This is a genomic window from Citricoccus sp. NPDC055426, from assembly GCF_040677445.1.
Classification (GTDB): domain Bacteria; phylum Actinomycetota; class Actinomycetes; order Actinomycetales; family Micrococcaceae; genus Citricoccus.
Genome location: NZ_JBFARZ010000001.1, coordinates 668,090 through 691,963, shown reverse-complemented (window position 1 = coordinate 691,963; position 23,874 = coordinate 668,090). Strand labels below are relative to the sequence as shown.

Annotated in this window: 24 protein-coding genes; 12 read left to right on the top strand and 12 right to left on the bottom strand. The window is 71.2% G+C overall.

Annotated features, from left to right (window positions below):
* The first annotated feature begins 2 nt into the window (after nt 1-2).
* Nucleotides 3-377, top strand: coding sequence for a nuclear transport factor 2 family protein (locus AB0K08_RS03175; RefSeq protein ID WP_363351556.1), 375 nt, complete (start codon nt 3-5; stop codon nt 375-377).
* Here AB0K08_RS03175 and AB0K08_RS03170 read toward each other — a convergent pair.
* A complete protein-coding gene (locus AB0K08_RS03170) occupies nt 374-1,339 on the bottom strand; it encodes a phosphoribosylaminoimidazolesuccinocarboxamide synthase (protein ID WP_363351554.1) in 966 nt (321 codons plus the stop codon). The genes AB0K08_RS03175 and AB0K08_RS03170 overlap by 4 nt on opposite strands.
* Nucleotides 1,339-2,652, bottom strand: a complete 1,314-nt coding sequence (purD, locus tag AB0K08_RS03165) for a phosphoribosylamine--glycine ligase (protein WP_363351552.1) — start codon at nt 2,650-2,652, stop codon at nt 1,339-1,341. The genes AB0K08_RS03170 and purD overlap by 1 nt, the downstream gene beginning before the upstream one ends.
* A 52-nt stretch (nt 2,653-2,704) precedes the next feature.
* Between purD and AB0K08_RS03160 the strand changes: the two genes are divergently transcribed.
* From AB0K08_RS03160 to purM, 8 genes are all read left to right on the top strand, one after another.
* On the top strand, nt 2,705-3,001 hold the full coding sequence (locus tag AB0K08_RS03160; protein ID WP_363351550.1) for a hypothetical protein: 297 nt from the start codon (nt 2,705-2,707) through the stop codon (nt 2,999-3,001).
* 75 nt (nt 3,002-3,076) lie between these two features.
* Complete coding sequence (locus AB0K08_RS03155; protein ID WP_363351548.1) at nt 3,077-4,186, top strand: asparaginase; 1,110 nt, start codon at nt 3,077-3,079, stop codon at nt 4,184-4,186.
* 9 nt (nt 4,187-4,195) lie between these two features.
* Complete coding sequence (locus AB0K08_RS03150) at nt 4,196-5,275, top strand: asparaginase (RefSeq protein ID WP_363351546.1); 1,080 nt, start codon at nt 4,196-4,198, stop codon at nt 5,273-5,275.
* Nucleotides 5,276-5,312: 37 nt separating this feature from the next.
* Complete coding sequence (locus AB0K08_RS03145) at nt 5,313-5,723, top strand: sterol carrier family protein (protein WP_363351544.1); 411 nt, start codon at nt 5,313-5,315, stop codon at nt 5,721-5,723.
* A gap of 72 nt (nt 5,724-5,795) precedes the next feature.
* The gene (locus AB0K08_RS03140; protein ID WP_363351542.1) at nt 5,796-7,190 is read left to right on the top strand and encodes a hypothetical protein; all 1,395 of its coding nucleotides are present in this window, start codon (nt 5,796-5,798) and stop codon (nt 7,188-7,190) included.
* Nucleotides 7,191-7,252: 62 nt separating this feature from the next.
* Complete coding sequence (locus tag AB0K08_RS03135; protein WP_363351540.1) at nt 7,253-7,699, top strand: hypothetical protein; 447 nt, start codon at nt 7,253-7,255, stop codon at nt 7,697-7,699.
* Nucleotides 7,671-9,293: an amidophosphoribosyltransferase gene (purF, locus tag AB0K08_RS03130; RefSeq protein ID WP_363351538.1), complete on the top strand. Its 1,623-nt coding sequence runs from the start codon at nt 7,671-7,673 to the stop codon at nt 9,291-9,293. The genes AB0K08_RS03135 and purF overlap by 29 nt, the downstream gene beginning before the upstream one ends.
* 35 nt (nt 9,294-9,328) lie before the next feature.
* Nucleotides 9,329-10,534 (top strand): phosphoribosylformylglycinamidine cyclo-ligase, encoded by a 1,206-nt coding sequence (gene purM / locus AB0K08_RS03125; protein WP_363351855.1) that lies wholly within the window; start codon nt 9,329-9,331, stop codon nt 10,532-10,534.
* On the opposite strand, the gene AB0K08_RS03120 is transcribed toward purM, so the two are convergent.
* Together AB0K08_RS03120 and AB0K08_RS03115 are read right to left on the bottom strand one after the other, a co-directional pair.
* On the bottom strand, nt 10,519-11,541 hold the full coding sequence (locus AB0K08_RS03120) for an NAD-dependent protein deacetylase (protein WP_363351536.1): 1,023 nt from the start codon (nt 11,539-11,541) through the stop codon (nt 10,519-10,521). The two genes, purM and AB0K08_RS03120, sit on opposite strands and share 16 nt — an antisense overlap.
* 8 nt (nt 11,542-11,549) lie before the next feature.
* Nucleotides 11,550-11,765 carry a DUF3073 domain-containing protein gene (locus AB0K08_RS03115; RefSeq protein ID WP_363351534.1) on the bottom strand — a complete coding sequence of 72 codons (216 nt, stop codon included), beginning with the start codon at nt 11,763-11,765 and terminating at the stop codon, nt 11,550-11,552.
* 162 nt (nt 11,766-11,927) lie between these two features.
* Here AB0K08_RS03115 and AB0K08_RS03110 point away from each other — a divergent pair, with 162 nt between their 5' ends.
* Complete coding sequence (locus tag AB0K08_RS03110; RefSeq protein WP_363351532.1) at nt 11,928-12,620, top strand: hypothetical protein; 693 nt, start codon at nt 11,928-11,930, stop codon at nt 12,618-12,620.
* A gap of 85 nt (nt 12,621-12,705) precedes the next feature.
* Here AB0K08_RS03110 and clpB read toward each other — a convergent pair whose 3' ends face one another.
* From clpB to AB0K08_RS03095, 3 genes are all read right to left on the bottom strand, one after another.
* A complete protein-coding gene (gene clpB, locus AB0K08_RS03105; protein WP_363351530.1) occupies nt 12,706-15,318 on the bottom strand; it encodes an ATP-dependent chaperone ClpB in 2,613 nt (870 codons plus the stop codon).
* A 99-nt stretch (nt 15,319-15,417) separates the two neighbouring features.
* The gene (locus AB0K08_RS03100; protein WP_363351528.1) at nt 15,418-16,038 is read right to left on the bottom strand and encodes a hypothetical protein; all 621 of its coding nucleotides are present in this window, start codon (nt 16,036-16,038) and stop codon (nt 15,418-15,420) included.
* A 67-nt stretch (nt 16,039-16,105) separates the two neighbouring features.
* Nucleotides 16,106-16,672: a DinB family protein gene (locus AB0K08_RS03095; RefSeq protein WP_363351526.1), complete on the bottom strand. Its 567-nt coding sequence runs from the start codon at nt 16,670-16,672 to the stop codon at nt 16,106-16,108.
* Between the two features lie 56 nt (nt 16,673-16,728).
* On the opposite strand from AB0K08_RS03095, the gene AB0K08_RS03090 reads away from it, so the two are divergent.
* Both AB0K08_RS03090 and AB0K08_RS03085 read left to right on the top strand, forming a co-directional pair.
* Nucleotides 16,729-17,880 (top strand): YihY/virulence factor BrkB family protein, encoded by a 1,152-nt coding sequence (locus tag AB0K08_RS03090; protein WP_363351524.1) that lies wholly within the window; start codon nt 16,729-16,731, stop codon nt 17,878-17,880.
* Nucleotides 17,881-18,051: 171 nt separating this feature from the next.
* The gene (locus AB0K08_RS03085; protein ID WP_363351522.1) at nt 18,052-19,011 is read left to right on the top strand and encodes an enoyl-CoA hydratase/isomerase family protein; all 960 of its coding nucleotides are present in this window, start codon (nt 18,052-18,054) and stop codon (nt 19,009-19,011) included.
* Between the two features lie 24 nt (nt 19,012-19,035).
* On the opposite strand, the gene AB0K08_RS03080 is transcribed toward AB0K08_RS03085, so the two are convergent.
* From AB0K08_RS03080 to AB0K08_RS03060, 5 genes are read right to left on the bottom strand one after another with little or no spacing between them, the layout of a single operon-like run.
* Nucleotides 19,036-20,013: a PaaX family transcriptional regulator C-terminal domain-containing protein gene (locus AB0K08_RS03080; RefSeq protein ID WP_363351520.1), complete on the bottom strand. Its 978-nt coding sequence runs from the start codon at nt 20,011-20,013 to the stop codon at nt 19,036-19,038.
* A gap of 29 nt (nt 20,014-20,042) precedes the next feature.
* Nucleotides 20,043-21,194: a D-arabinono-1,4-lactone oxidase gene (locus AB0K08_RS03075; protein WP_363351518.1), complete on the bottom strand. Its 1,152-nt coding sequence runs from the start codon at nt 21,192-21,194 to the stop codon at nt 20,043-20,045.
* A gap of 53 nt (nt 21,195-21,247) precedes the next feature.
* Nucleotides 21,248-22,750, bottom strand: a complete 1,503-nt coding sequence (locus tag AB0K08_RS03070; RefSeq protein ID WP_363351516.1) for an AMP-binding protein — start codon at nt 22,748-22,750, stop codon at nt 21,248-21,250.
* 2 nt (nt 22,751-22,752) lie between these two features.
* Complete coding sequence (locus tag AB0K08_RS03065; protein WP_363351514.1) at nt 22,753-23,046, bottom strand: hypothetical protein; 294 nt, start codon at nt 23,044-23,046, stop codon at nt 22,753-22,755.
* Between the two features lie 24 nt (nt 23,047-23,070).
* On the bottom strand, nt 23,071-23,856 hold the full coding sequence (locus AB0K08_RS03060; RefSeq protein WP_363351512.1) for an SDR family NAD(P)-dependent oxidoreductase: 786 nt from the start codon (nt 23,854-23,856) through the stop codon (nt 23,071-23,073).
* Nucleotides 23,857-23,874: the final 18 nt, after the last annotated feature.

Below are 23,874 nucleotides of genomic sequence, written 5' to 3'. Positions count from 1 at the left end.
GCATGGCCCGGATCGAGCTCACCGAACTGCTGCCTCTGGAACGCTCCGGATGGGACGCCCTCTGCGCGAACCGGGGCGGGAGGTTCTACGGCGACCTGATGACCGAGCACGCCCTCATGGTCCTGGTCAACGGCATGGTCTTGGACCGGACCACGGTCGCGGCGTCCCTGGACGAGTCCCCGGCATGGTCCTGGTACCGGCTCGATGACGCCCGGGTGGTGCCCACCGGCGCCGACTCAGCGGCCCTGGTCTACCGGGCCACCGCGATGCGGGACGGCGGGGCGGAGCCCTTCATCGCCTCGATGTCCAGCCACTACCGCCGGCTCGAGGGCAGGCTCCGGATGACGCTCTACCAACAGACCACGATCACGCACTAGGCGGTGAAGGTCAGTCCCGTCAACCGCTCGTAGGCCTCGATGTACCGCGCCCGCGTCTTGGCCACGACGTCGGCCGGCAGCTCGGGCGGCGCCTCGCCGGACGCCCGGTCCCAGCCGGATTCCGGGCTGGTCAGCCAGTCTCGGACGAACTGCTTGTCGAAGGAGGGTTGCGAGCGCCCCGGTGCGTAGTCGTCCACGTCCCAGAACCGCGAGGAGTCCGGGGTCAGCACTTCATCGCCGAGCACGATCCGCCCCGTGGAGTCGAGCCCGTACTCCACCTTGGTGTCCGCCAGGATGATCCCGCGCTCGCGGGCGATGGCCTCGGCCCGCGTGTAGACCTCCAGTGTCAGCTCGCGTAACCGGGACGCCGGGGTGTCCCCGATCAGCCGGGACATCTGGGCGAAGGTGATGTTCTCGTCGTGCTCGCCCACATCCGCTTTCGCGGAGGGGGTGAAGATCGCCGGCTCCAGCTTCGAGCCGTCCACCAGGCCCTCCGGCAGCTCCAGCCCGGTCACGGTGCCGGATTCGCGGTACTCGGCCAGTCCGGAGCCGGTCAGGTAGCCGCGCGCGATGCACTCGACCTCGTACATCTCGAGGCGCTGCACCACCATGGCCCGCCCCGCCACGGCGGCCGGCACGTCCAGGGAGACCACGTGGTGGTGAATGGGCACAGAGTGACCGGGAGACGTCACAACGGCGGGGGTGAGGTCACTTTGCGCCTCGGTGGGGTTGGAGAGCTGCTCGAACCACCAGAGGGACAGCTGGGTGAGGACCTTGCCCTTGTCCGGGATCTCGGTGTCCAGCACGAAGTCGTAGGCGCTGATCCGGTCCGAGGCCACCACCAGCAGGGTCTCGGACCGCCCCGGGGCGGAGACGGCGGGCTCGTACAGGTCCCGGACCTTGCCCGAGTAGACGTGCCGCCACCCGTCCAGTTCCAGTACCTCGGTCTCCAGTCCGGCCATCAGCGTGCCTCCCCATCAGTTCCGTCAGTTCTGTCAGTTCCAGCCACCACGATCTCCCCGCGCTCGGCCCGCAGCCCGATGTCGGTGCGGTGCTGGGAGCCCTCCAGGGAGATCTGGTCCACGCCCGCGTAGGCGCGGGCCCGTGCCTGGGCCAGGTCCTCCCCCAGCCCGACGACGGCCAGGACCCGCCCGCCGGTGGCGACCAGTCCGCCGTCGGGCCCGGTGCCGGTGCCGGCGTGCAGCACGGACACCTCCTCCAACGCCTCGGCCGCCTCCACGCCGGTCAGCGTCCCACCCTTCACGGGGGACTCCGGGTAGCCGGCGGCGGCCACCACCACGTCCACGGCGTACTCGCCCGACCAGTCCAACCCGGTGACCCCGGCCAGGCGCCCGGTGGCCGCGTCCATGAGGAAGCGGCCGAAGGGGGTGCGCAGCCGGGCCAAGACGGCCTGGGTCTCCGGGTCGCCGAAGCGCACGTTGAACTCGATGACCTTGATGCCGCGCGAGGTGAGGGCCAGGCCGCAGTACAGGACGCCGGCGAACGGGGTGCCGCGGTCCGCCATGGTGGCGATCACGGGCCGGGCCACGCGCTCCATGACCTCCTCGGTGAAGCCGGACGGCAGCCAGTCGAGCGGCGTGTAGGCGCCCATGCCGCCGGTGTTCGGGCCGGCGTCGCCGTCCCCGATCCGCTTGAAGTCCTGCACGGGGACGAGCGGGACGGCGTTGGTGCCGTCCGAGACCACGAAGAGGGAGACCTCGGGGCCGTCCAGGAACTCCTCGATGACCACCGTGCCGCCCACCTCGAAGCAGGTCTGGGCGTGGGCCAGCGCCTCGGCGCGGTCGGAGGTGACCACCACGCCCTTGCCGGCGGCCAGGCCGTCGTCCTTGACCACATAGGGTGCGCCGAACTCGTCCAGGGCGGCCCCGGCCTCCGCCGCCGTGGCGCAGGTGCGGGCCGCGGCCGTGGGGACGCCGGCCTGGGCCATGACGTCCTTGGCGAAGGACTTGGAGGCCTCCAGCTCGGCGGCGGCCTTCGAGGGTCCGAAGACGGTGAACCCGGCCTGGTGCAGGGCGTCCGAGACGCCCGCCGCCAGCGGGGCCTCGGGGCCGATCACCACGAGGTCGGCGTCGAGCTCCCCGGCCAGCACGGTGACCCCCGTGGCGTCGGTGGCGTCCACCTGGTGCACCGGGACGTCGAGGGCGATGCCCGCGTTGCCCGGGGCCGCATGGATCTCCCGGACGTCGGGGTCCCGCTGCAGGGCACGGATGATGGCGTGTTCGCGGCCGCCGGAGCCGAGGACGAGGATCTTCACGGTGCCCAAGCCTAGACCGTCCGCGCCCCCGCCGGTCAGTACGATGGGGCGCATGACGTCCAACACCCCCGGGCCCGACGACGGCCGGGACCTCCCCGGGGACGGCCGCTCCTCCGGGCAGCAGCACTACGGCCACCCCTATGGCCGCGCCCCGCAGGGCGCCGGCAAGACCCTGAGCGCCGTCTACCGGTTCATCCTGGTGTGGCTGACCATGGCGCTGATCCTGTGGTTCGGGTCCCGGATGCTCGACGTCGAGCGCGGGAACCCGGCCGTGGCGGTGGTCTCCCTCGTGGTGTCCCTGGCCGCGGCCATCGGGCTCACCGCCTGGCTGCGCCGGCGCGGGACCTGACCTCCCGGCACCCTCTCAGCCGTGGCTCATCTGCTCCTCATCGTCCGCTCATCCTGATCCCGCACGATGGGCAGCATGAACAGCGCCACAGCCTCGTCCCAGCCCCTCCAGCCGGACCCGCCCGCCCCGCCCTCCCGGCCCTCCCGGCCCGGGATCTTCGCCCAGCAGGACGCCGCCGAACTCGTCTGCCTGAGCCGCAACGGCCAGGCGGAGTCCCGTCACAGCGGCGCCGCCGTGGTGACCGGCCCCGCGGGCGAGGTGCTGGCCACCGTGGGGCCGCCGGACGCCGAGGTGTTCGGCCGCTCCGCCCTCAAGCCCCTGCAGGCCATCGCCTCCCTGCGCCTCGGCGCCGAGCTGGACGGCCGCCACCTGGCGATCACCACGGGCTCCCACCGCGGCACCTCCCGCCACCGCCGGCTCGTCCGGGAGATCCTGGCCGGCGCCGGACTGGACAAGTCCGCGCTGCAGTGCCCCCGGGCCTGGCCGAAGGACCGGCGCGAACTGCTGAAGATGGCCGAGCGGACACACCGGGAGGACGGGCCCCGGCGCAACCGGCTGGCTTTCAACTGCTCCGGCAAGCACGCGGGATGGCTGGCCGCCTGTGTGGCCGCCGGAGAGGACACCGAGACCTACCTGGAACCGGACCACCCGCTCCAGCGGGAGGTGCTCGCGGTGATCGAGGCGTACTGCGGCACCGAGGTGGTCCACGTGGGCGTGGACGGCTGCGGCGGCCCCGCCCCGCGGCTGGCCCTGGCAGGTCTGGCCCGTGGCCTCGGCCGGATCGCCGCGGCCCCCGGGCGCGCAGCCCGCGGCGAGGCGGTGGAGGAGCACGCCGCCCAGGTGGCCCAGGCCATGCTGCGCCACCCCTGGGCGGTGCAGGGCCGGAACAGCTCGAACACCCGGATCCTGCGGGAGCTGGGGCTGCTGGCGAAGTCCGGGGCGGACGGGGTGCTGGTGGTGGCCGCACCGGATGGGACCGCGGTGGCCGTGAAGACCCTGGACGGCGCGTCCCGGGCCAACAACCTCGTGGCCCTGAACCTGATGGCCCGCTTCGCCCCGGACCAGGTGGACCTGCGTGCCCTGAACGCGGTGCTGGACGTGGTCACGCCCACGGTCCTCGGTGGCGGCCGGCCGGTGGGCCGGGCCGAGCTCGCGGAGCCGGTCCTGGCGGCCCTGGCCACCTAGAGTGGTGTCATGCCCGCCACCCCGCCGCAGCATCCCCAGCACCAGACCCAGCACCAGAGCCACGGGCCCACCGCCACCTTCACGGTGGACGAGGCCGTCGAACTGGTCCACGTGGTCCGCAACGGCTTCATCGAGTCCCGCACCATCGGCTCCGCCGTGGTCACGGCCCCGGACGGCTCCGTCCTGGCCTCCCTCGGCCGCCCCGAGGCCCCCGTCTACCCCCGCTCCACGCTGAAGCCGTTGCAGGCCATCGCCTCCCTGCGGCACGGGGCCCGGCTGGTGGACGAGCAGATCGCCCTGGCCTGCGGCTCGCACCGGGGCACCGCCCGCCACCGGCAGACCGCCGCCACGGTGCTCTCCTACGCCGGCATGGACGAGACCTTCCTGCAGTGCCCGCCCGCCTGGCCCGCCGATCCGGCCGGCCTGATCGAGATGGCCCAGGACGCGGGCCCCGGCGGGCCGTCCCAGACCCCGCTGGCGTACAACTGCTCCGGCAAGCACGCCGGTTTCCTCTCCGCCGCCAAGCACGGCGGCCATGACGTGCGCACCTACCTGGACCCCGAGCACCCGGTCCAGCGCGAGGTGGCCGCCGTCCTGGAGGAGTACTGCGGCGAGCCGGTGGCCCACTGGGGCGTGGACGGCTGCGGTGCGCCCGCCCCCGTGCTGTCCCTGACCGGCCTCGCCCGTGGGATCGGGAAGGTCGCCGCCGCCCCGCACCGCCGGGACGCCGAGCTCCACGCCGCCTCCGTGGCCACCGCCATGCTGGAGTACCCCTGGGCCGTGCACGGGGAGACCAACACGAACACCGTGGTCATCCGCGAGCTGGGCGTGATCGCCAAGCTCGGCGCGGACGGGGTGATGGTCATGGCCACCGCCGACGGCACCGCCGTGGCCGTCAAGGCCCTCGACGGCGGCACGCGCGCCGGCAACCTCGTGGCCCTGGTGCTGCTGGCCCAGTTCGCCCCCGAGCAGGTGGACCTGGAGGCGCTGCCGGGCGTCCTGGACTCGGTGGCCCCGAAGATCCTCGGCCGCGGCACGCCCGTCGGCCGGGTGCAGCTGGCCCGGCCGGTCATGGCGCTGCTGGACTGAGCAGCCGGCAGCTGGACTGAGAAGCTAGGAGGAACCCGTGTCCGTCAAACGCCGGATAGCCCCCGACGACGGCCGCGCGGCCCTGGCGGCCTGGTCCCGGGCCCGCTCGGACGGCCCGGACGGCCCAGATGGCCGCAACGGCCCGGCTCAGGCCGCCGCCCTGCCCCGCACCACCCGGGCGACCGCCGTGCGCTACACCCTCGAGGAGCTGGCCACCCGCGCCCCCGGCAACTCCGTGGAGGTCCGCGTTCCGCCCTTCGGCGTCTGCCAGTGCGTGGCGGGGCCCCGCCACACGCGCGGCACGCCGCCGAACGTCATCGAGATGGACCCGGCGACCTGGCTGGAGCTGGCCACGGGACTGGTGACGTGGGGGGCCGCCGTCGGGTCCGGGAAGGTGTCGGCCTCCGGGTCCCGCGCCGACCTCTCGGACCTGCTGCCGCTCTTCTGACAGCCCTCGTGGTCATCGACGTGTCGTACGGTGAGGACAGGCCGAGGACACGGCCGTGACAAGGGGGAAGCCGTGACCGAGACCAGCAGCGCCACGGGCCGGACCACCCGGGCGCGCCGCACCACCCGCGCCGACGCCGTGGGGCACCTGGCGCTGCCCGCCGCGGTGGCCCTCGAGGCGCTCGGCCAGCTCGTGGTCCAGCTGGTGATCACCTCCACCCTTGCCGGGGGGAACCCCACCGCGCTGAGCGGGCTGGTGACGGTCACCGATGTCCTCGTCTCGGTCCTGGTGCTGGCCCTCTGCGCTGCCGCCGTGACGCTCTTCGTCCGGGATCGCCGGGCCGGGCGCCCCCGGCACCCGGGGTGGACCCTCGCCGGGGCCGCCCTGACCGCGTCCCTGCTGCTGAGCTCGCTCTACGCCCTGGTCTGGTATTCGGGGCTCGGCGCCGAGCTGTTCATGGCCACGAACACGAACCTGCTGGTCTCCGCGCTCGGCATGCTGCTGGCCGCGGCCGCACTCGTGGCCGGGGTCATCGCGGCGGCCGGGGACCGTAGCCGTCCTGGCGTGGGGGCGCTGACCCTGGCCGCGGCCGCCACCCCGGCCGCCCTGCTCACCCCGATGCTCGGGAGGGTCTTCCCCGGCACCGCCACGTACACCGTGGCGTTCTACGCCGGCGTGGCCCTGGCCCTGCTCGGGCTGTCCGCCGCCGTCGTGGCCCTGCGGCAGCACGCCCACACCCCCACCGGCCAGGCGTCCGACGTCGGCCCGGCCGGTTCCGGGGACGGCCCCGGCGCCGCGGGTGCCGGCTGGTCTGCGGAGTCCGTGAGGCCCGCGGCGGCCGCGGAGCCCGAGCTGCGGGGCCGGCGGTTCATCCGCCATGTGGCCACGCCGTTGGGGATGGCCTGCCTCGTGCTCATCCTGCCGATGATGGACGCCCTGGAGTCCTGGGGGCTGGCCGTCCTGCTCCTCGTGGCGGCCGCCGCGCTGGCCGGCGTGGCGATCGTCGGGGCGGTCCTCGACTTCCGGTCCCTGGCCGGCACCGGCGAGCCCCGGGCGGGGCACCTGCCCGGGGATGTGGCGGTGCCGGCCTCGGTCCTGGTGGTGCCGGCGGCGCTGGCCCTCGGCGGCCTCATGGGCGGGGGCTGGGCGTTGCTCGGGGCCCTGGTCCTGGGCGCCGGGGTGGCCGGTCTCTGCGGGCTGGTGGGCCTGATCGGCGTCCTCTACTCGGTGTTCTCCGGCCGCTATGCCTCCCTGGCCGCCCGGGTCTCGTCGCTGGCCACCGCGCTCGTGGTCGTCGCAGCCGCCGCGTTCCTCCCGCTCCAGGACTCCGGTGCGGGCCTGTTCAGCGTCCTCGCGGCCGGTGCGCTGCTGCTGGTGGCCGTGGGGGCCGGCGTCGTGACCGTGGTCTCTGCCGGGCCGACCCTGCGGTTGTCCCGGCAGTTGTCCCCGCAGAACCCCTACCGGTAGGGGTTCCGGAGCCCGCCGACCCATGGCGGGCACCGGGGTGCGTGCCACGTACCATGGAAGGCATGACTTTTCCCCCCGACGGCGCCCCGCGTGACCCCGGTGATCCCCGGGACGGTGCCGCCGCCGAACCGTCGCCCCCGTCTCACACCGCTCTGGAGCACCGCACCCTCGTGGTCCGGCGGGCCCCGAAGGTGCAGGTGTTCCTGGTGGGTGGCGCGCTGCTGGGCGTGCTCGCCGCATTGATCTCGACCGCACTGGGCGGGGAGAACGAGGACTTCACCTTCGGCGCGCTGTTCGGCTACTTCGTGGTGCTCTTCGGGATCCTCGGTGTCGCACTCGGCGCCGTGGTCTGGCTCGTGGCGGACCGGCGGTCCAAGAAGCGCACCTACACCGTGACCGCCGAGGTGGTCGAGGACTACGAGGACGCCGATTACGCGGTCCAGGACCACGATCTGCAGCAGTGGAGCGACAAGTGGGAGAATGACGGTCGTGAGAACAATGCGCGGTGATGGACTGCTCAACCACGACCTCGACCCCCAGGAGAAGGGCCCCCAGGACGAGTGCGGCGTCTTCGGTGTCTGGGCCCCGGGCGAGGAGGTCTCCAAGCTCGCCTTCTACGGCCTGTTCGCCCTGCAGCACCGCGGCCAGGAGTCCGCGGGCATCGCCACCTCGGACGGCAAGCGGATCTCCGTGTACAAGGACCTCGGGCTCGTCTCCCAGGTCTTCGACGAGGCCACGCTCAACACCCTGACCGGGCACATCGCCGTGGGCCACTGCCGGTATTCCACCACCGGCGGGAACAACTGGGAGAACGCCCAGCCGACCCTCGGGGCCACCGCCGGCGGCACCGTGGCGCTGGGTCACAACGGCAACCTGGTGAACTCCGCCGAGCTGTATCGGCTGGTGCAGTCCCGCTACGGCAAGCAGACCCGCGGCGAGATGGCCCAGGGCAACACCACGGACACCGCCCTCGTCACCGCCCTGCTGCAGGGCGAGGAGGGCTCCACCCTGGAGCAGACGGCCATCGAGCTGCTGCCCCTGATCCGCGGCGCCTTCTCCTTCGTCTTCATGAACGAGCACACCCTGTACGCCGCCCGGGACCCCCAGGGCGTGCGGCCGCTGGTGCTCGGCCGGCTCGAGCGCGGCTGGGTGGTGGCCTCGGAGCAGTCCGCCCTGGCCACCGTGGGCGCCTCCTTCATCCGCGAGGTCTCCCCCGGCGAGCTCATCGCGATCGACGAGGAGGGCATCCGCTCGACCCGCTTCGCCGCGGCCAAACCGGCGCACTGCGTCTTCGAGTACGTCTACCTCGCCCGTCCGGACGCCGCCATCAGCGGCCGCTCCGTGTACGAGTCGCGGGGGGCCATGGGGCGCGCCCTGGCCCGGGAGAACCCGGTCGCGGCCGACGTGGTGATCCCCGTCCCGGAGTCCGGCACCCCCGCCGCGGTGGGCTACGCCGAGGAGTCCGGCATCCCGTTCGGCCAGGGCTTCGTCAAGAACTCCTACGTGGGGCGGACCTTCATCCAGCCCTCGCAGACCCTGCGCCAGCTGGGCATCCGGCTCAAGCTCAACGTCCAGCCCGCCGTGGTGGCCGGCAAGCGCGTGGTGGTGGTGGACGACTCGATCGTCCGCGGCAACACCCAGCGCGCCGTGGTCCGGATGCTCAAGGAGGCCGGCGCCGCCGAGGTGCACGTGCGGATCTCCTCCCCGCCCATCAAGTGGCCGTGCTTCTACGGGATCGACTTCGCCTCCCGGGCCGAGCTCATCGCCAACGGCGCGGGGGTGGCGGAGATCGCGGCCTCGATCGGGGCCGACTCACTGGAGTACATCTCCGCCGAGGGCATGGTCGAGGCCACCCGGCAGCCCCGCACGTCCCTGTGCACCGCCTGCTTCACCGGTGAGTACCCGATCCCGCTGCCCAGCGAGGACGAGCGCGGCAAGGACCTGCTGGAGAAGCCGGTCTCCGTCGCCCAGTCCCCGAGATCCGCCCTGGACCCGGACTCCACCCTGGACCCGGACGAGCGCCCCGGCGCCGTCGGCGGGGACCCGGGCCCCGGATCCTCCCTTGAAGCCCTGCTGACCGAGACTGACAGGACCCCGCTGTGACCGCATCCGAGCACCCGAACGACCCGGCCGGCGTCGTGCCCTCCACCCAGGCCGGCAGCGGCACCGGCACCGCCGGCGCCCCTGGCACCACGTATGCCTCCGCCGGCGTGGACGTGGAGGCCGGAGACCTGGCCGTGGAGCTGATGAAGGACGCCGTCAAGGCCACCCACAACGACTCGGTGGTCGGCGGCTTCGGCGGCTTCGCCGGGCTCTACGATGTCTCGGCGCTGCTGAAGTACTCCCAGCCCCTGCTGGCCACGTCCACGGACGGCGTGGGCACCAAGGTGGCGATCGCGCAGGCCCTGGACAAGCACGACACGATCGGCTTCGACCTGGTCGGCATGGTGGTGGACGACATCGTGGTGGTCGGCGCCGAGCCGCTGTTCATGACCGACTACATCGCCTGCGGCAAGGTGGTCCCCGAGCGGATCGCGGACATAGTGCGCGGCATCGCGGCCGGCTGCGCCGCGGCCGGCACCGCGCTGGTGGGCGGGGAGACCGCCGAGCACCCGGGCCTGCTGGGCGTGGACGAGTATGACGTGGCCGGGGCGGCCACCGGCGTGGTGGAGGCCTCCGCCCTGCTCGGCCCCGATCGGGTCCGCGAGGGGGACGTGGTCATCGCCATGGCCTCCTCCGGCATCCACTCCAACGGCTACTCGCTGGTGCGGCGCGTGATCAACGACGCCGGCTGGTCCCTGGACCGTGAGGTCACCGACCTGGGGCGCACCCTGGGCGAGGAGCTGCTCGAGCCGACGCGCATCTACACCGCGGACTGCCTCGACGTGATGCGCCACCTCAACGGCGTTCCGGTGGCCGGGACCACGGCAGCCGTGGCCACCGCCTCCGGCGAGGCCGCCCTGCGCGGGTTCTCCCACGTGACCGGCGGCGGGCTGGCCGCCAACCTGGCCCGGGTGCTGCCCCAGGGGCTGATGGCCACCGTGGACCGCGGGACCTGGTCCCTGCCGGCCGTGTTCGAGTTGATCGGCCAGCTCGGCCGGGTGCCGCTGGCAGACCTGGAGCGGACCCTGAACCTCGGCGTGGGCATGGTGGCCGTGGTGGACCCCTCCGCGGCCGACGCCGCGCTGGCCCGGCTGAACGCCCGGGGCCTGCCCTCCTGGGTGGCCGGCACCGTGGGCCGGGTGACGGACGAGGCCGCCGGCGCCGGTATGGACTTCATGCAGGGCGCCAAGGGCGTGGACGGCGGCGCCGTGCTGTTGACGGGCGGCTACGCCAAGTCCTGATCCAAGCGCTCGTCGAGCCAGGCCAGCGCCGGGGCCACCCGGGTGCGCCAGCGGTACTGCGCCTTGGCATCGGCGCGGGTGGGACCGCCGTTGAGCGTGGCCACCGGCTTGCCGGCCCGCTCCGCGTCGAGCACGAACCGGTAGCCGCTCATCACCGCCAGCGAGGTCCCCACGGCCAGCACGGACCCGGCGTCCTCGAACGCCTGGCGCGCCGCGGCCTTGCGTTCGGCGGGCACGGACTCGCCGAAGTACACCACGTCCGGCTTGAGCTCCACGGAGCCGCACACCAGGCAGCCCGCCAGGTGGAAGCGGTCCACCCACCGCTGGTCCAGGGTGACGTCCCCGTCCGGGTTGACCAGCAGCGGGTCCACCTGCACGGCCTCGAGGTAGCCGGGGTTCGCCGCCACGAGCCGCGCGTCGAAGGACCGTCGGCCCTCCACCGCACCGCAGTGCAGGCAGATCACCCGGTCCAGGTCCCCGTGCAGGGGGATCAGCCCCTCGGTGCCCGCCGCCGCGTGCAGGCCGTCCACGTTCTGGGTCACCACACCGGCCAGGATCCCCTCGCGCGTCCAGCGCGCCAGGGTGTGGTGGGCCGGGTTCGGGGCGGCGGAGTCCAGCTGCCGCCAGCCCACGAAGGACCGCGCCCAATAGCGGTGCCGGGCGCCGTCGTCGTGCCGGAACTCCTGATAGGTCATCGGCCGGTGCCGTCGCAGCGAGCCCTCGGGGCCGCGGTAGTCGGGGATGCCGGAATCGGTGGAGACGCCCGCGCCGGTGATCACGAGCGGACGGCGGGTCCGCAACAGGTCCAGGATGCCCTCACGGGCCACGTCCGGATCCTGCGGCGGCGCCGCGTCCTCGACGATGCGGGCGATCGAACGCAGGGCCGCCCGATGGCCGTCCGCCGCCGGATGCCCCGGGTGCAGGGTGCCTCCGGTGTGACCGGCGGTGCCCGTCCCCCGCACCGCGGGGTCCCCGGGGACCTCCGGCGGGGCGGGGTCAGGGATCATGGGGACGATCAACCCCGGCGTCGGGGGTCGTCGTCCTCCTCATCAGCGCTCTCCACGTAGTCCGCGTACTGGTCCGCGTGGTCGATGTACTGGTCATCGTCATGGCTGGAACCGCTGTTGCCGGCAAGCTCACGCTCCAGTGCCGACAAATCTGTGGCCGGGGAGAAGTACTTCATGTCCCGTGCCTGCTTGGTTGCTTTTGCCTTTTGACGGCCGCGCCCCATGAGCGTGACCCCCTTTGTTGTCTGTCCCCGTGCTCTTCAGCCCCTAGGCAGGGCTGATCCGGGGTATGCACTGATCATGATGGTTCGTGGACACTAGGTTAACATGTTTCAGCACCCCTTGGAGCCGCAGGGCGCCGTGGCGGCACCGAAAGGATCTCAACCATGGACACACCCCCAGACCGTCCCGCGGACGAGTCAAGACCGGATTCCCCCAAGACACCGGACACCCCCGACGACGGGGCCTCCGGTGACCGGCACGTCCCCTACCTGCCGCCCCGGCCCTCGGCAGACGCCGTTCCGCCGAAACCCCCGATCAAACGGGGGTGGTGGCTGGCAGCGGCAGGCGTGGTGGTCCTCGCGCTCGTGGTCTTCCTCCTAGTGCCCCTGCTGACCGCGCCGCAGGACGCGGGGCCCGGCGAGGCGCTTGAATCCGGCCCCCCTGTTTCGCGCAACGCGGAACCCGGCGTGGACGGGATCGTGGCCCGCGAGGTGCCACCCGTGCAGGTGCACCCCGGGGACTGCCTCACCGACTTCGACTCCGTGGGCGAGCCGTCCACCGTGGTGGAGTGCAACCGAGACCACGAGGCCCAGCTGGTGGGGCGCAAGCTGTGGCCCACCGGGCGGGCCTTCCCGGCGGACATGCAGGCGGACGCCGAGCGGTTCTGCGCCACCATCGAGCTGGCCAGTGCCGGGGACGCACAGGTCATCGTCGAGATCTCCCACCCCGCCGAGGGCACCTGGGCCGAGGGCGACCGCCGGGTGGACTGCCTCGCCGTGGCCCACGAGGGCACCCTCGACGCCTCCCTCGTGACCGAACCGGTCTTCGAGGACTGGACCGACCACGAGGACGGCTGACCGGCTGGGCCCGTCGTCTTGAGTCGACTCGGGGTGGGTGTCTCCTCGAGGCACCCACCCCGAGTCGACTGGAAGCGCGGTCCGGTCAGTCGGCTCTGCGGGTGACGGACAGGCGGTCCTCCGCGCGGTCCACCAGGACCGTGTCCCCGTCAGCGATCGTGCCCGAGAGCAGCGCACGGGCCAGCTGGTCGCCGATCTCGCGCTGGACCAGCCGCCGTAGCGGCCGGGCACCGTAGGCCGGGTCGAAGCCGGTCAGGGCCAGCCACTCGCGGGCGGCCTCGGTGACGTCCAGGGCCAGCCGACGCGAGGCCAGTCGCCCGGCCAGCGAGTCCACCTGCAGGTCCACGATCCTCGTCAGGTCCTCGATGGACAGCGGGTCGAACAGGATGATGTCATCCAGCCGGTTCAGGAACTCCGGCTTGAAGGAGGAGTTGACCACCCTCATCACCGCGTCCTTCTTGGCCGCCTCGTCCAGCGTCTGGTCCACCAGGAACTGCGAGCCCAGGTTGGAGGTCAGGATGAGGATGACGTTGCGGAAGTCCACCGTGCGGCCCTGGCCGTCGGTGAGGCGGCCGTCGTCGAGCACCTGCAGCAGGATGTCGAAGACCTCGGGGTGGGCCTTCTCCACCTCGTCCAGCAGGATCACGGAGTAGGGGCGGCGCCGCACGAGCTCGGTCAGCTGGCCGCCCTCCTCGTGGCCCACGTAGCCGGGGGGTGCCCCGACGAGCCGGGAGACGGAGTGCTTCTCCGAGTACTCGGACATGTCGATCCGCACCATGGCGTGGTCGTCGTCGAACAGGAAGTCCGCCAGGGACTTGGCCAGCTCGGTCTTGCCCACGCCGGTGGGCCCGAGGAACAGGAACGAGCCGGTGGGCCGGTCCGGGTCCGAGATCCCGGCGCGGGAGCGCCGGACGGCATCGGACACGGAGGCGACGGCGGCACGCTGGCCGATCAGCCGCTCACCGATGTGCTCCTCCATGGACAGCAGCTTGTCCTGCTCGGACTGCAGCATGCGGCCGGCGGGGATGCCCGTCCAGGCCGAGATGACCTCCGCGATGTCGTCCGCGGTGACCTCCTCGGAGACCATGGTGTGCTGGTGCTGGTGCCCGTCTGAGGAACCGGCTCCGGTGCCACCAGATTCTGCCTCGACGGCGGCTTGGAGCTGCTTCTCCAGGGCCGGGATCTCCCCGTAGAGGATGCGGGAGGCCTCGGCGAGGTCCCCGTCCCGCTGGGCCTTGTCCGCGGCGGAGCGCAGCTCGTCCAGCCGCACGCGCAGGTCACCGGCCTGGTTGAGGGAGGCCTTCTCGGACTCCCACCGCGCGTTGAGCCCCGCGAGCTCCTCCTTCTGGTTGGCCATCTCCTCCCGCAGGGCGGCGAGGCGCTCCACGGAGGCCGGGTCGGTCTCGTCCGCGAGCGCGAGCTCCTCCATGGTGAGCCGGTCCACTGAGCGGCGCAGCTGGTCGATCTCCTCGGGCGCGGAGTCGATCTCCATGCGCAGCCGGGAGGCGGACTCGTCCACCAGGTCGATGGCCTTGTCCGGCAGCTGACGGCCGGAGATGTACCGGTCCGAGAGGTTGGCGGCGGCCACGAGGGCGGAGTCGGAGATGGCCACCTTGTGGTGAGCCTCGTACCGCTCCTTGAGCCCGCGCAGGATCGCGATGGTGTCATCCACGGAGGGCTCCCCCACGTAGACCTGCTGGAAGCGTCGCTCCAGGGCGGGGTCCTTCTCGATGTTCTCCCGGTACTCGTCCAGGGTGGTCGCGCCGATCAGGCGCAACTCGCCGCGGGCCAGCATGGGCTTGAGCATGTTGCCGGCGTCCATGGCGCCCTCGGAGGCCCCGGCGCCGACCACGGTGTGGATCTCGTCGATGAACGTGACGATCTGCCCGTCCGAGGCCTTGATCTCCTCCAGCACGGACTTCAGGCGCTCCTCGAACTCGCCGCGGTACTTGGCGCCGGCGATCATGGAGCCCAGGTCCAGGGAGATCAGGGCCTTGCCGCGCAGGGACTCGGGGACGTCCCCGGCGACCATGCGCTGGGCCAGCCCCTCCACCACGGCGGTCTTGCCGACCCCGGGCTCGCCGATGAGCACGGGGTTGTTCTTGGTGCGGCGGGAGAGCACCTGCACCACGCGGCGGATCTCGGCATCACGGCCGATCACCGGGTCGAGAGAGCCGGAGCGGGCGATCTCGGTGAGGTCCGTGCCGTACTTCTCCAGGGCCTGGAAGGTGTTCTCCGGGTCCGGGGTGGTCACCCGGGAGTCGCCGCGGACCTCCTTGACGGCGGCCGAGAGCGATTCGACGGTGGCGCCGGCGTCCCGCAGGGCGGCGCCGGCCCGTCCCGCGTCCGCGGCGAGTCCGAGCAACAGGTGTTCGGTGGAGACGTAGTCGTCCCCGAGTGCCTCGGCCTGCTGCTGGGCCGCCTGCACCACGAGCAGCCCCTGCCGGGAGAGCTGGGCCTGGGCCACCGAGGACCCAGAGGTGGCCGGCATGGACTGGATCGCGGAGCTGGCCGCCGTGGAGACCACGTCCGGGTCCGCGCCCGCGGCCTTGAGGACGGCCACCGCCACGGAACCGCGTTGGTCCATCAGCGCCTTGAGTAGGTGGGCCGGTTCGATCTGGGGGTTGCCGAGGGTCGAGGCGTTCATGGCCGCCCCGGACAGCACCTCTTGACTCTTCGTGGTGAACTTCGCGTCCATGCTGGTCCCTTCCGGTGATGGTGGATCTAAAGTTGAGTCTATCTCACTCAACTCTGAGGGTGTCGATCCTATTCCTGTCCACAGCCACTCCCCGGAAGCTCAGAAGTCCCGCTCCACCAGCCCGGACTCGAAGGCGACCACCACCTCGAGGATGGACATCACTTGCTCGGCCAGGTCCGCCTCGTCGATCGTCGCGGGGTCCATCTCGACGTCGATGATCCCCGGCTCGGCGGGTAGGGCGGCAACGGCGGCGTCCAATCGTCGCTGGGTGTCTGGCGCCAACTGCACGCTCTCGGGAATCGCGTCGAGGACGGTGCGCATCTCCACGCGTCCTCGATGGTCCGCGGTGCCGAGGACGGCCAGCGCGGCGTCCAGCCAGCGGGTGTCGTCCACAGCGGAGGTCTCCTCGGCATCACTGACCGTGGAGTACAGCATCATCCCCGCGGATATGGCCACGGGCGCCCTCTCCTCGAAGTCGTCGAAGGGCAGTCGCGCGGCACGGGCCGCATAGCGCAGAGCCCTCTCGCGGTCACCGTCCTCCAGGGCCGTGACCGCCTTCTGGACCAGGTTGTCCGCGGCCAGCTGCGGCCCCGCTCCCAGCATCTGGCGGGTTCGACCCGATTCCCGGGCGGCTTCCACCAGGGGCCGGCGGCCCATCCCCGCCACCATCTCCTGCATGGCCCGGAGTTCCGCCGAGGCTGTTTCCTTCGCATCCGTCACGGTGGTGAGCCTAGCCACCGGCGAGGCCTGACGGCGAGGATCCGGCCACGGGGCGCTGACTCCGCCGTCATCCCATCGTCTTCTGGCCGTCGATCGCCTCGCGGAGGATGTCCGCGTGGCCGGCGTGCTGGCTGATCTCCGCCAGCACGTGCGGGACCACCCGCCGGGCGGTCCAGCTGGCCCCGGCCTCGAACCAGGGGGCCGCCGGCAGGGCATGCTCGGCGTCCAGGTCCACGGTGCGGATGATCTCGGCGGTGGCGTCCGCCACTTGGGCGATCCGGCCGCGCAGCACTTCCAGCGTCTCCTCCTCGGCCACGGTGAAGCGGTCGTCCTGCCACTCGCTGTCCGACCAGTCGCCACCGGTCTCCTGCAGCCGCGCCGCCTCCTCGTCCATGGCCTCCCAGTCCACGTCCGCACCGTAGACCTCGGAGTCCCCGAAGGCCCCGGACCCGTGCACGGCGAAGTCCATCCACTGCTCCTCGGTGTCCGCCACGTGCTTGAGCAGTCCGGCGATCGTCAGCTCGCTCACCGTGCTGGCGGTCCGGGCCTGGTCCTCCGTCAGGCCCTCCGCCGTCGTCAGCAGGAAGCCCCGGTGGCGGGCCAGCGTCTCGATGAGGGTCTCTCGTTCACTCATGGGCACCACGGTACGCAGGCCGTGGCCCGCTGTCCCGGGGCGGTACCCTCGGAACCATGCCCCGCCGACTGCGCCGACTCGTCCAGCGTCCGGCACCGGCACACACCTACCTCAAGCCCCGGGTGACCCTGTTCCACGTGATCCGCCGGACCGTCATGAAACTGGTGGACATCCAGGTGTGGGACGTGGCCGGATCCATGACCTTCTACACCCTGCTGTCCATGGTCCCGGCGGCCATCTCCATGGTCTCGATCGTGTCCCTGCTGGGCCTGGCGGACGAGACCGTGGCGACGGCCGCCGAGCTGGCCCATGAGCTGCTTCCGGGCGTGAACCCGGACGTCGCCACCGGAGCCCTGCTCGCGCTGGCCAACACCTCCGGCGGCGTGGTCGGCGTGGTCCTGGGGCTGGTCGGCTCCATCATCGCGGCCTCCAACGCACTGGCGTCCTTCCACCGGGCCATGCACCGGATCCATGACACCCGGGAGGGCCGGCGGTTCCTCTGGTTCCGCACGGTGATCTTCTTCGAGACCGTGGTGCTCATGGTGGCCTTCATCGCCGTGCTGCTGCTGATCGTGATCGGCGGCGGCCTCTCCGAGCGTCTGGGCGAGGCCATGGAGCTGACCACGGCCACCGTCATCGCCTGGAACATCTTCAAATGGCCGGCCATCCTCGCCGTGCTGGTCCTGGCCGTCACCCTCGCCTACCACCGCGGCCCCAACGTGGTGCAGCCGCGGTACCGGTGGCTCTCCTGGGGCGGACTGGCGGCGGTGCTGATCCTGTTCGCCATGACCGTGCTGCTGGGGTGGCTCGCCGGCCTGTCCGGTGCCTTCACCGCGATCATCGGCACCCTGAACAGCGTGGCGGTGATCCTGATCGTGCTGTGGCTGGCCTTCATCGTCCTGGTGGCCGGCGCCGCCTTCGACGCGGAGCTGCTGCGCGGCCGGCAGCTGGCGGCCGGGTTGCCGGCCGCCGACGCCCTCCAGCTGCGCACCCGGCACCAGCGCGTGCTGGAGTTCCTGGACGAGGACGCCGCCAAGGCCCGCACCACCGCCCGGGCCGTGACCGAGTCCGTGCGCACGGGCGAACCCGTCACCCTGGCCCGGACCCCCTGGATCGCGGAAGCGCACACGTTCTGGGCGATCGACGCCGTGGACCTGCCGATCTCCACGGGAGCGCCCTACATGAGCACAGAGGACAACGCCGGCTGAGTAGCGTCCCGGACCACAGGCGCCGGCGCGAAGGCGAGGCAGGTGGGTGATCCTCTACTGTTGATCGGTGTGAGCCATCTTGACGTCTGGTCCATTGCGGACATGCCCCTCGGGGGCAACGGCAGGAGCCCGGTTGGATCGGGGCTCCGCATCGTGGCCGTGAGGGACCCCTTGGAGATCGCCCGTTTGGACAACCTCCTCGATCGAGAACCTCATCCGCGTGGACCGGTGACGGTGGCCCTCTGGGAACCGCCGAACAGCAGTTTCCCTCCGCCGGACTGGCTTCCGGTCCGCAACATCGACCTGGTCATCGCTGCCGGCCGATCGGAGGATGAGTCCACCGAGAACCAGCCCCTCATCGTGGTGCCTGATCCCTTGGAGGAGTTGCAGCGCATCGACACCGAACTGCAGCGACGTCCGGCCGCGGCCGGGATCCTCGTCCGGCTCCTCCGCGCCACGGCCGGCGTGCCGTTGGAAACTGCCTTGGAGATGGAATCGCTCGCCTATGGAACCCTCCTGGGAGGCATTGATTTCAAGGACTGGCTGCGGTATCGGAAGCGGCCATCACCGTCCCGAACGGTGCCGACGGATCCCCTGTTCCTGGAGCGCTCGGACGACCGGCTCGTGATCACGTTGAACGATCCGGAGCGACACAACGCCTACAGCGCCCGCATGAGAGACGCGCTGGTTGAGGCGCTGGCCGTCCCCCTGGCGGATGACAGCATCTCCGCCGTGGAGATCACCGGCGCCGGACGCTCGCTGTGTTCGGGGGCAGACCTGGGCGAATTCGGCTCGGCCAGTGACTTGGCCGCTGCGCATCTAGTGCGCACACAGCAGCATGTGGGCCGCGCCTTGGCTGCCCTGGGTGAGAGGGTGCACGTCCGTGCACATGGTGCCTGCATCGGGGCGGGCATTGAGATTCCCGCTTTCGCTTCACGCATCACCGCAGCCCCGGGCACCTTCTTCCGGTTGCCGGAGTTGCAGATGGGGCTGATTCCAGGCGCGGGCGGCTGCGTCAGCATTCCACGCCGCATCGGACGCTTCCGGACGCTGTACATGGTCCTCAGCGGCATGACGGTCCGCGCAGACCGGGCCCTGCGGTGGGGCCTCATCGACACCCTCGAGGACTGAACGCCGTGCCGGATGACGGTTCAGTCAGACCGGATCTGCATCCGGCACGAACGCGGCGAGCTCATCCAGGGAGAGACGTGCCGCAGACCTGACCCGATCCGCCCAGCCGTCCTGGATCCCCTCCAACAGCTGTTCGATCCGGAAGACCGCCAACGGACCGAGGGCGTCGAACACGCCAGCGACGGCATCGCGCGCCTCCCGGCGCAACCACCCCGCTGGCATGAGTGCCAGCGGAAGGCCCGGGTCCAACGGCACGAGCCTCCGGTACTTGGTGAGCAACAGCGTGCGACGCGACAAGGCGGCCGCGGGTGACAACAAACCGCCCTCGAACTCCTGGGCCAGCCCAACCGCTTCGTCACGGAGCACCGAGTAGGCCGCATTGATGCCCTCCAGATCCCAGGATTCGATCGGATGCCGGCCGCGGACCATGAAGGACGCGTCCTCAACGAGGTGCGCACTGAGTTGTGCCACCCCTCGTACGTCAGCCTTGAGGATCGCCGTTTCCCGGAGGTCGCCGGGAGCAATCCACACGCCGTCATAGTAGGGGGCGAATCCCTCCAGTCGCAGGGAGTCTCGCAGGGCCATTCTGATACGGCTCTGGTCTTCGGGGATTGAGAAGGCGACGACCGTCCAGCATCCAGCCCAGTGGTCAGACAGCCCGAAGTTCAGGATGCGGTGGACACCCGGCTCAGCCCGGGTGCGGGCCAGCGGGCCGGTGCGGAAGAAGCGGTTCCGGCCGGAACGGCGGGTCACGAGCAAGTCGTCGCGCTCCAGCCGACGCAGGGTGGCCCGCGTGTTCGCGGCGGCCACCTCGAAATCGCCCATCAGGGCGACGAGGAAGGTGCCGGGAACCTCGATGTCCAGACGATTGCGCCAATAGTAGGCAAAGAAGGTCGCCATGAGGTCGCGTGCGGTGATCCTTCGAGCCATGCGGCCTTCGGTCGTGCGCGCGGCTACGCCCCCCGGCTGTGCGAGACTCTCCAACTCCTCGTCGATCGTCATCGTCTCCTGATCACTCACCATTTCCCCCGTCACGCCAGATCTTCGGTTGCGCCCGCCAGCACGTCACTCATGGCCGGCGTGAGGAACATCCCGTGAGGATCAAAGGTCTGCCTTACCGTCTCGAATCGGGAGAGCTTCGAATACCTGTCCCTCAACGTCTCCGATGAGTACTGATGTTCCTTGGCCCAATGCGGTCTGGCTCCATACGATACTAAGGCCGCGTGGACCAGTCCGAACAAGCCGCGGCCCGCAGAGGTGGAGCGTGCCGCCGCGGAGATCGTCATCGTCGCCTCACCCTGTGTTGGCGACAGGAACGCGTTGTCGGGTGCGACGACCCGTAAGGCCAGGGGCATGCCGGACAGTGCGTCCGATTCTCGCGCCAGTGCCGAGGTCAAGGCCTCCACCGCCTCTGCCGCCCCAGAAAGCGGCAGTGCGTGCTCCACGACGGCGAACGGCTGTGGCTCCTCCCAACCGCCCGTGGCCAGTGCTGCCGGGCTGGGCAACGCTCCGACGGAGTCTTCGGCGACCGGAACCCACTCGCGCAGCTGGAACCTCATGCCGGGAGACCCGTCCTGTCCCAGCGGATGCCAGCGCACGGCCCGGCGGATTCCGTCATCTGCGCTCAGCCACCGCGGATCGAAGTGGGCATGCCACGAATCATCGATGCGCAACCAGGTGGCGGGACGGACCTGCACCTCGACCTCGGTCATCACTCCCAAGAGACCGAGCCCCACCCGCGCGGCTTGCAACGCCTCGGGCCGCTTCCCGTCCACCACGACGGCACTCCCAGCCGCGTCGACGAGCCGCACCGCCTGGACATACGCAGACAGACAGGCCGCACGGCGTCCGCTGCCATGGGTGGCCGTCGATATCGCGCCGGCGATCGTCTGCCCGGAGAAGCCTCCCAGCGTGGGCAACTCCATGCCCTCTGCCCACAGTGCGGAGCAGACCTCGTGCAGCTTCGTCCCCGCTGCGATCCACGCCGTGCCCGCGGCGAGATCGGCCGTGTTGACGCCGCGCAATCGGTCGGTCCGCACCAGCACGGCCCCGGCGCCCACCGCCTCGGACCAGGAATAGCCGGTCCCGACCGCCCGCAGCTGACGTCCCTCAGCCTGCGCACGCACTACGGCGTCCGCGACCGAGGACTCATCCGCTGGCACCTCCGCACGGGCGACCTCCACCGCCCGGGACCCGGTCCAATTCGCCCAGGTCCCCGGGCTGGACGCCGTAGACGTCACCGGACCACGTCGTTCTCTGCGGATCTCTGCGCCAGGATCGTGCGGATGTCCTTGCGCAACAGCTTGCCCATCTCGTTGTGCGGCAGTTCCGCCCAGGTGACGATCTCTGCCGGGACGCGCGAGGAGCGCAACCGCGACCGGACCAGCATCTGCAACTCGCCGACGTCGACCTGGGCACCGCCGGTGGGCACCACGACGGCGACGGGCACCTCGCCCCACTGGTCGTCAGGCATCGCGACGACGGCCACGTCTGCGACCGCGGAGTGCTCACGCAGCACGTCCTCGATCTCTCCCGGCGAGATGTTCTCACCGCCACGGACGATCACGTCGTCCGCTCGACCGCTGAGGAACAAGTAGCCCCCCTCGTCGATCAGCCCGCGGTCCTTCGTGGCGAACCAGCCGTCGACCAGGTGCGAGTCCATGCCCCGATAGGCGCCGGAGATCTGTGGCCCACGGACCCAGATGTCTCCTTCTTCGCCGGACGGCAGGACCTCACCGTCCGTGCCGCGGACCTCGAGTTCGATAGACGGGATCGGTCGGCCCACGGAGCCGAGTCGGGCCTGCACCAGGGGGTCCGGCGAGGCGAGGGCCTCACGGTGGTCCTCCGGGCCGAGCAGGGCGATCGTCGAGCTCGTCTCGGTGAGCCCATAGGCATTCGTGAACCCGACGTGCGGCAGTTGCTGCAGCGTGGCCCGGATCAGCTCGACCGGCATGCGTCCGCCGCCGTAGGACAGCGCGCGCAGGGCCGGCAGCGTTTCGCCGGACTCTTCCAGCAGGGCCAGGATGCGCTGCAGCATCGTCGGCACCACCATGGCAGATGTCACCGCGTGCTCACGGGCGGCGGCGATCCACCCCTCCGCATCGAAGGACTCGAGGTAGACCAGCTTCCGGGTGGCGAACACCGAGGACAGGACCGCTGCGATCCCCGCGATGTGGTAGGGCGGGACGCTCACGAGCGTGGCGTCGCCTTCGGGCGCCGACAGCATCTCGACGGTGCTGAGGATATAGGCGGTGAGGTTCTCATGGCTGAGTTCCACGATCTTGGGCTCACCCGTCGTCCCGCTGGTGAACAGCCAGACGGCGGTGTCCCCGGGTTCGGCCGCCCCGGCGTCCACCGGAGCTGGGAAGCGCGCCTCGGAGGCGTCCATCATCGAGCACCCCTCGGGCACGCCGATGCGTGCCGCGCCGGGCTCGTCGGTGACGATCAGCGCACGGCCCAACCGCTGCGTCTGGCGGCGCAGCTGGTCATCGGCGAGACGGTAGTTCAGGGGCGCGAAGGGCACCCCTGCCTCTGCCGCCGCGAACAGCAGCAGCGGGACGACCGCGGAGTTGGTGCCGATGTAGGCGATGCAGTCGACGCCCTCGGACGTTGCCCGCGCGGCGAGGCTCCGCGCGTCTCGCTGGACGTCGGCATAGGTCAGCGGGCCTGAGGCATCGACGGTGGCCACCCGGTCGGGGACGATCTCGGCAACGGTGCTGAGCAGGACTGAGATACTCATGGTCAGTCCGAGGACGGAAGCGCCGTGACCGCGCGCTGCGTCAGTTCTCGGCCGTCCGCGGTCAGCGGTCCGACTCCGGATCGGGTCACCATCACCACGAGGCCGCTCTCGGCGTCCTCATACCTCTTGCCGACGGCCAGTTCGGGGCCTTCCGCCGCCGAGCCGGCGGCCTCTGTGCGCGCGGTGAGCATCGGCTCCCCCGCGCAGGCGAGTTCCACCTCTGCGCCCGTGACGATGATCGCCTCGATGGCAGAGACCGTGCTGAATAGCCGCGTACCTGCGGTCCACTTGTTCATGTTCAATGTCCTTTCTGGGGGCGTTCATCGGTTGCGAAAACGTTCGGCGCGCAGGCGGAGCGCGCCGCCGTCGACGGGGATCACGTCCGAGGTCACGTATCGTGCCTCATCGGAGGCGAGGAACAGCACGGCGTTCGCGATGTCCTCGGGTGTCCCCCGCCGCTTGATCGAGAGGTCGACGATGCCGTCATCGTCATACATGCCGGAGGCACGCACGGCGTTGCTCATCGGCGTCTCCACCGGTCCGGGACAGATCGCATTCACCCGGATGCCCTGCTCGCCGTACTGGAAGGCCAGACTGCGCGTGAGTGCCACCACTCCGCCCTTGGATGCGGCGTAGGCCGCACGCGGCGCCATGCCGATCGCCGCGGCTGAGGCGATGTTGACGATTGCTCCGCCGCCGCGCTCCATCAGACTGGGCAGAACGTGCTTGCAGCAGAGGAAGACCCCCGTCAGGTTCACGTCCATGATCTTCTGCCAGGCGTACTGCTCCAGCTCGTGGAGCTTCAGGGTGTCTCCGAAGGAGATGCCCGCGTTGTTCACGAGGATGTCGACTCCCCCGAAGGCATCCGTGGCGGTGGCCACGAGGGCAGCGACATCGTCGGCCTGCGTGACGTCGGCACGGACGGCCAGCGCCTGACCGCCGCCCTGTGAGATGAGGTCCACCGTCTCGTCAGCGGCGTCCTGCGCCATGTCCGCCACCACCACGGTGGCCCCTTCCTCCGCGAAGCGCTTCGCGATGCCGCGCCCGATGCCGCTGCCGGCCCCGGTGACGATGGCGGTCTTGCCGGCCACTCTGCCCTTGGTCATTGTTGCCTCTCCCTGTTC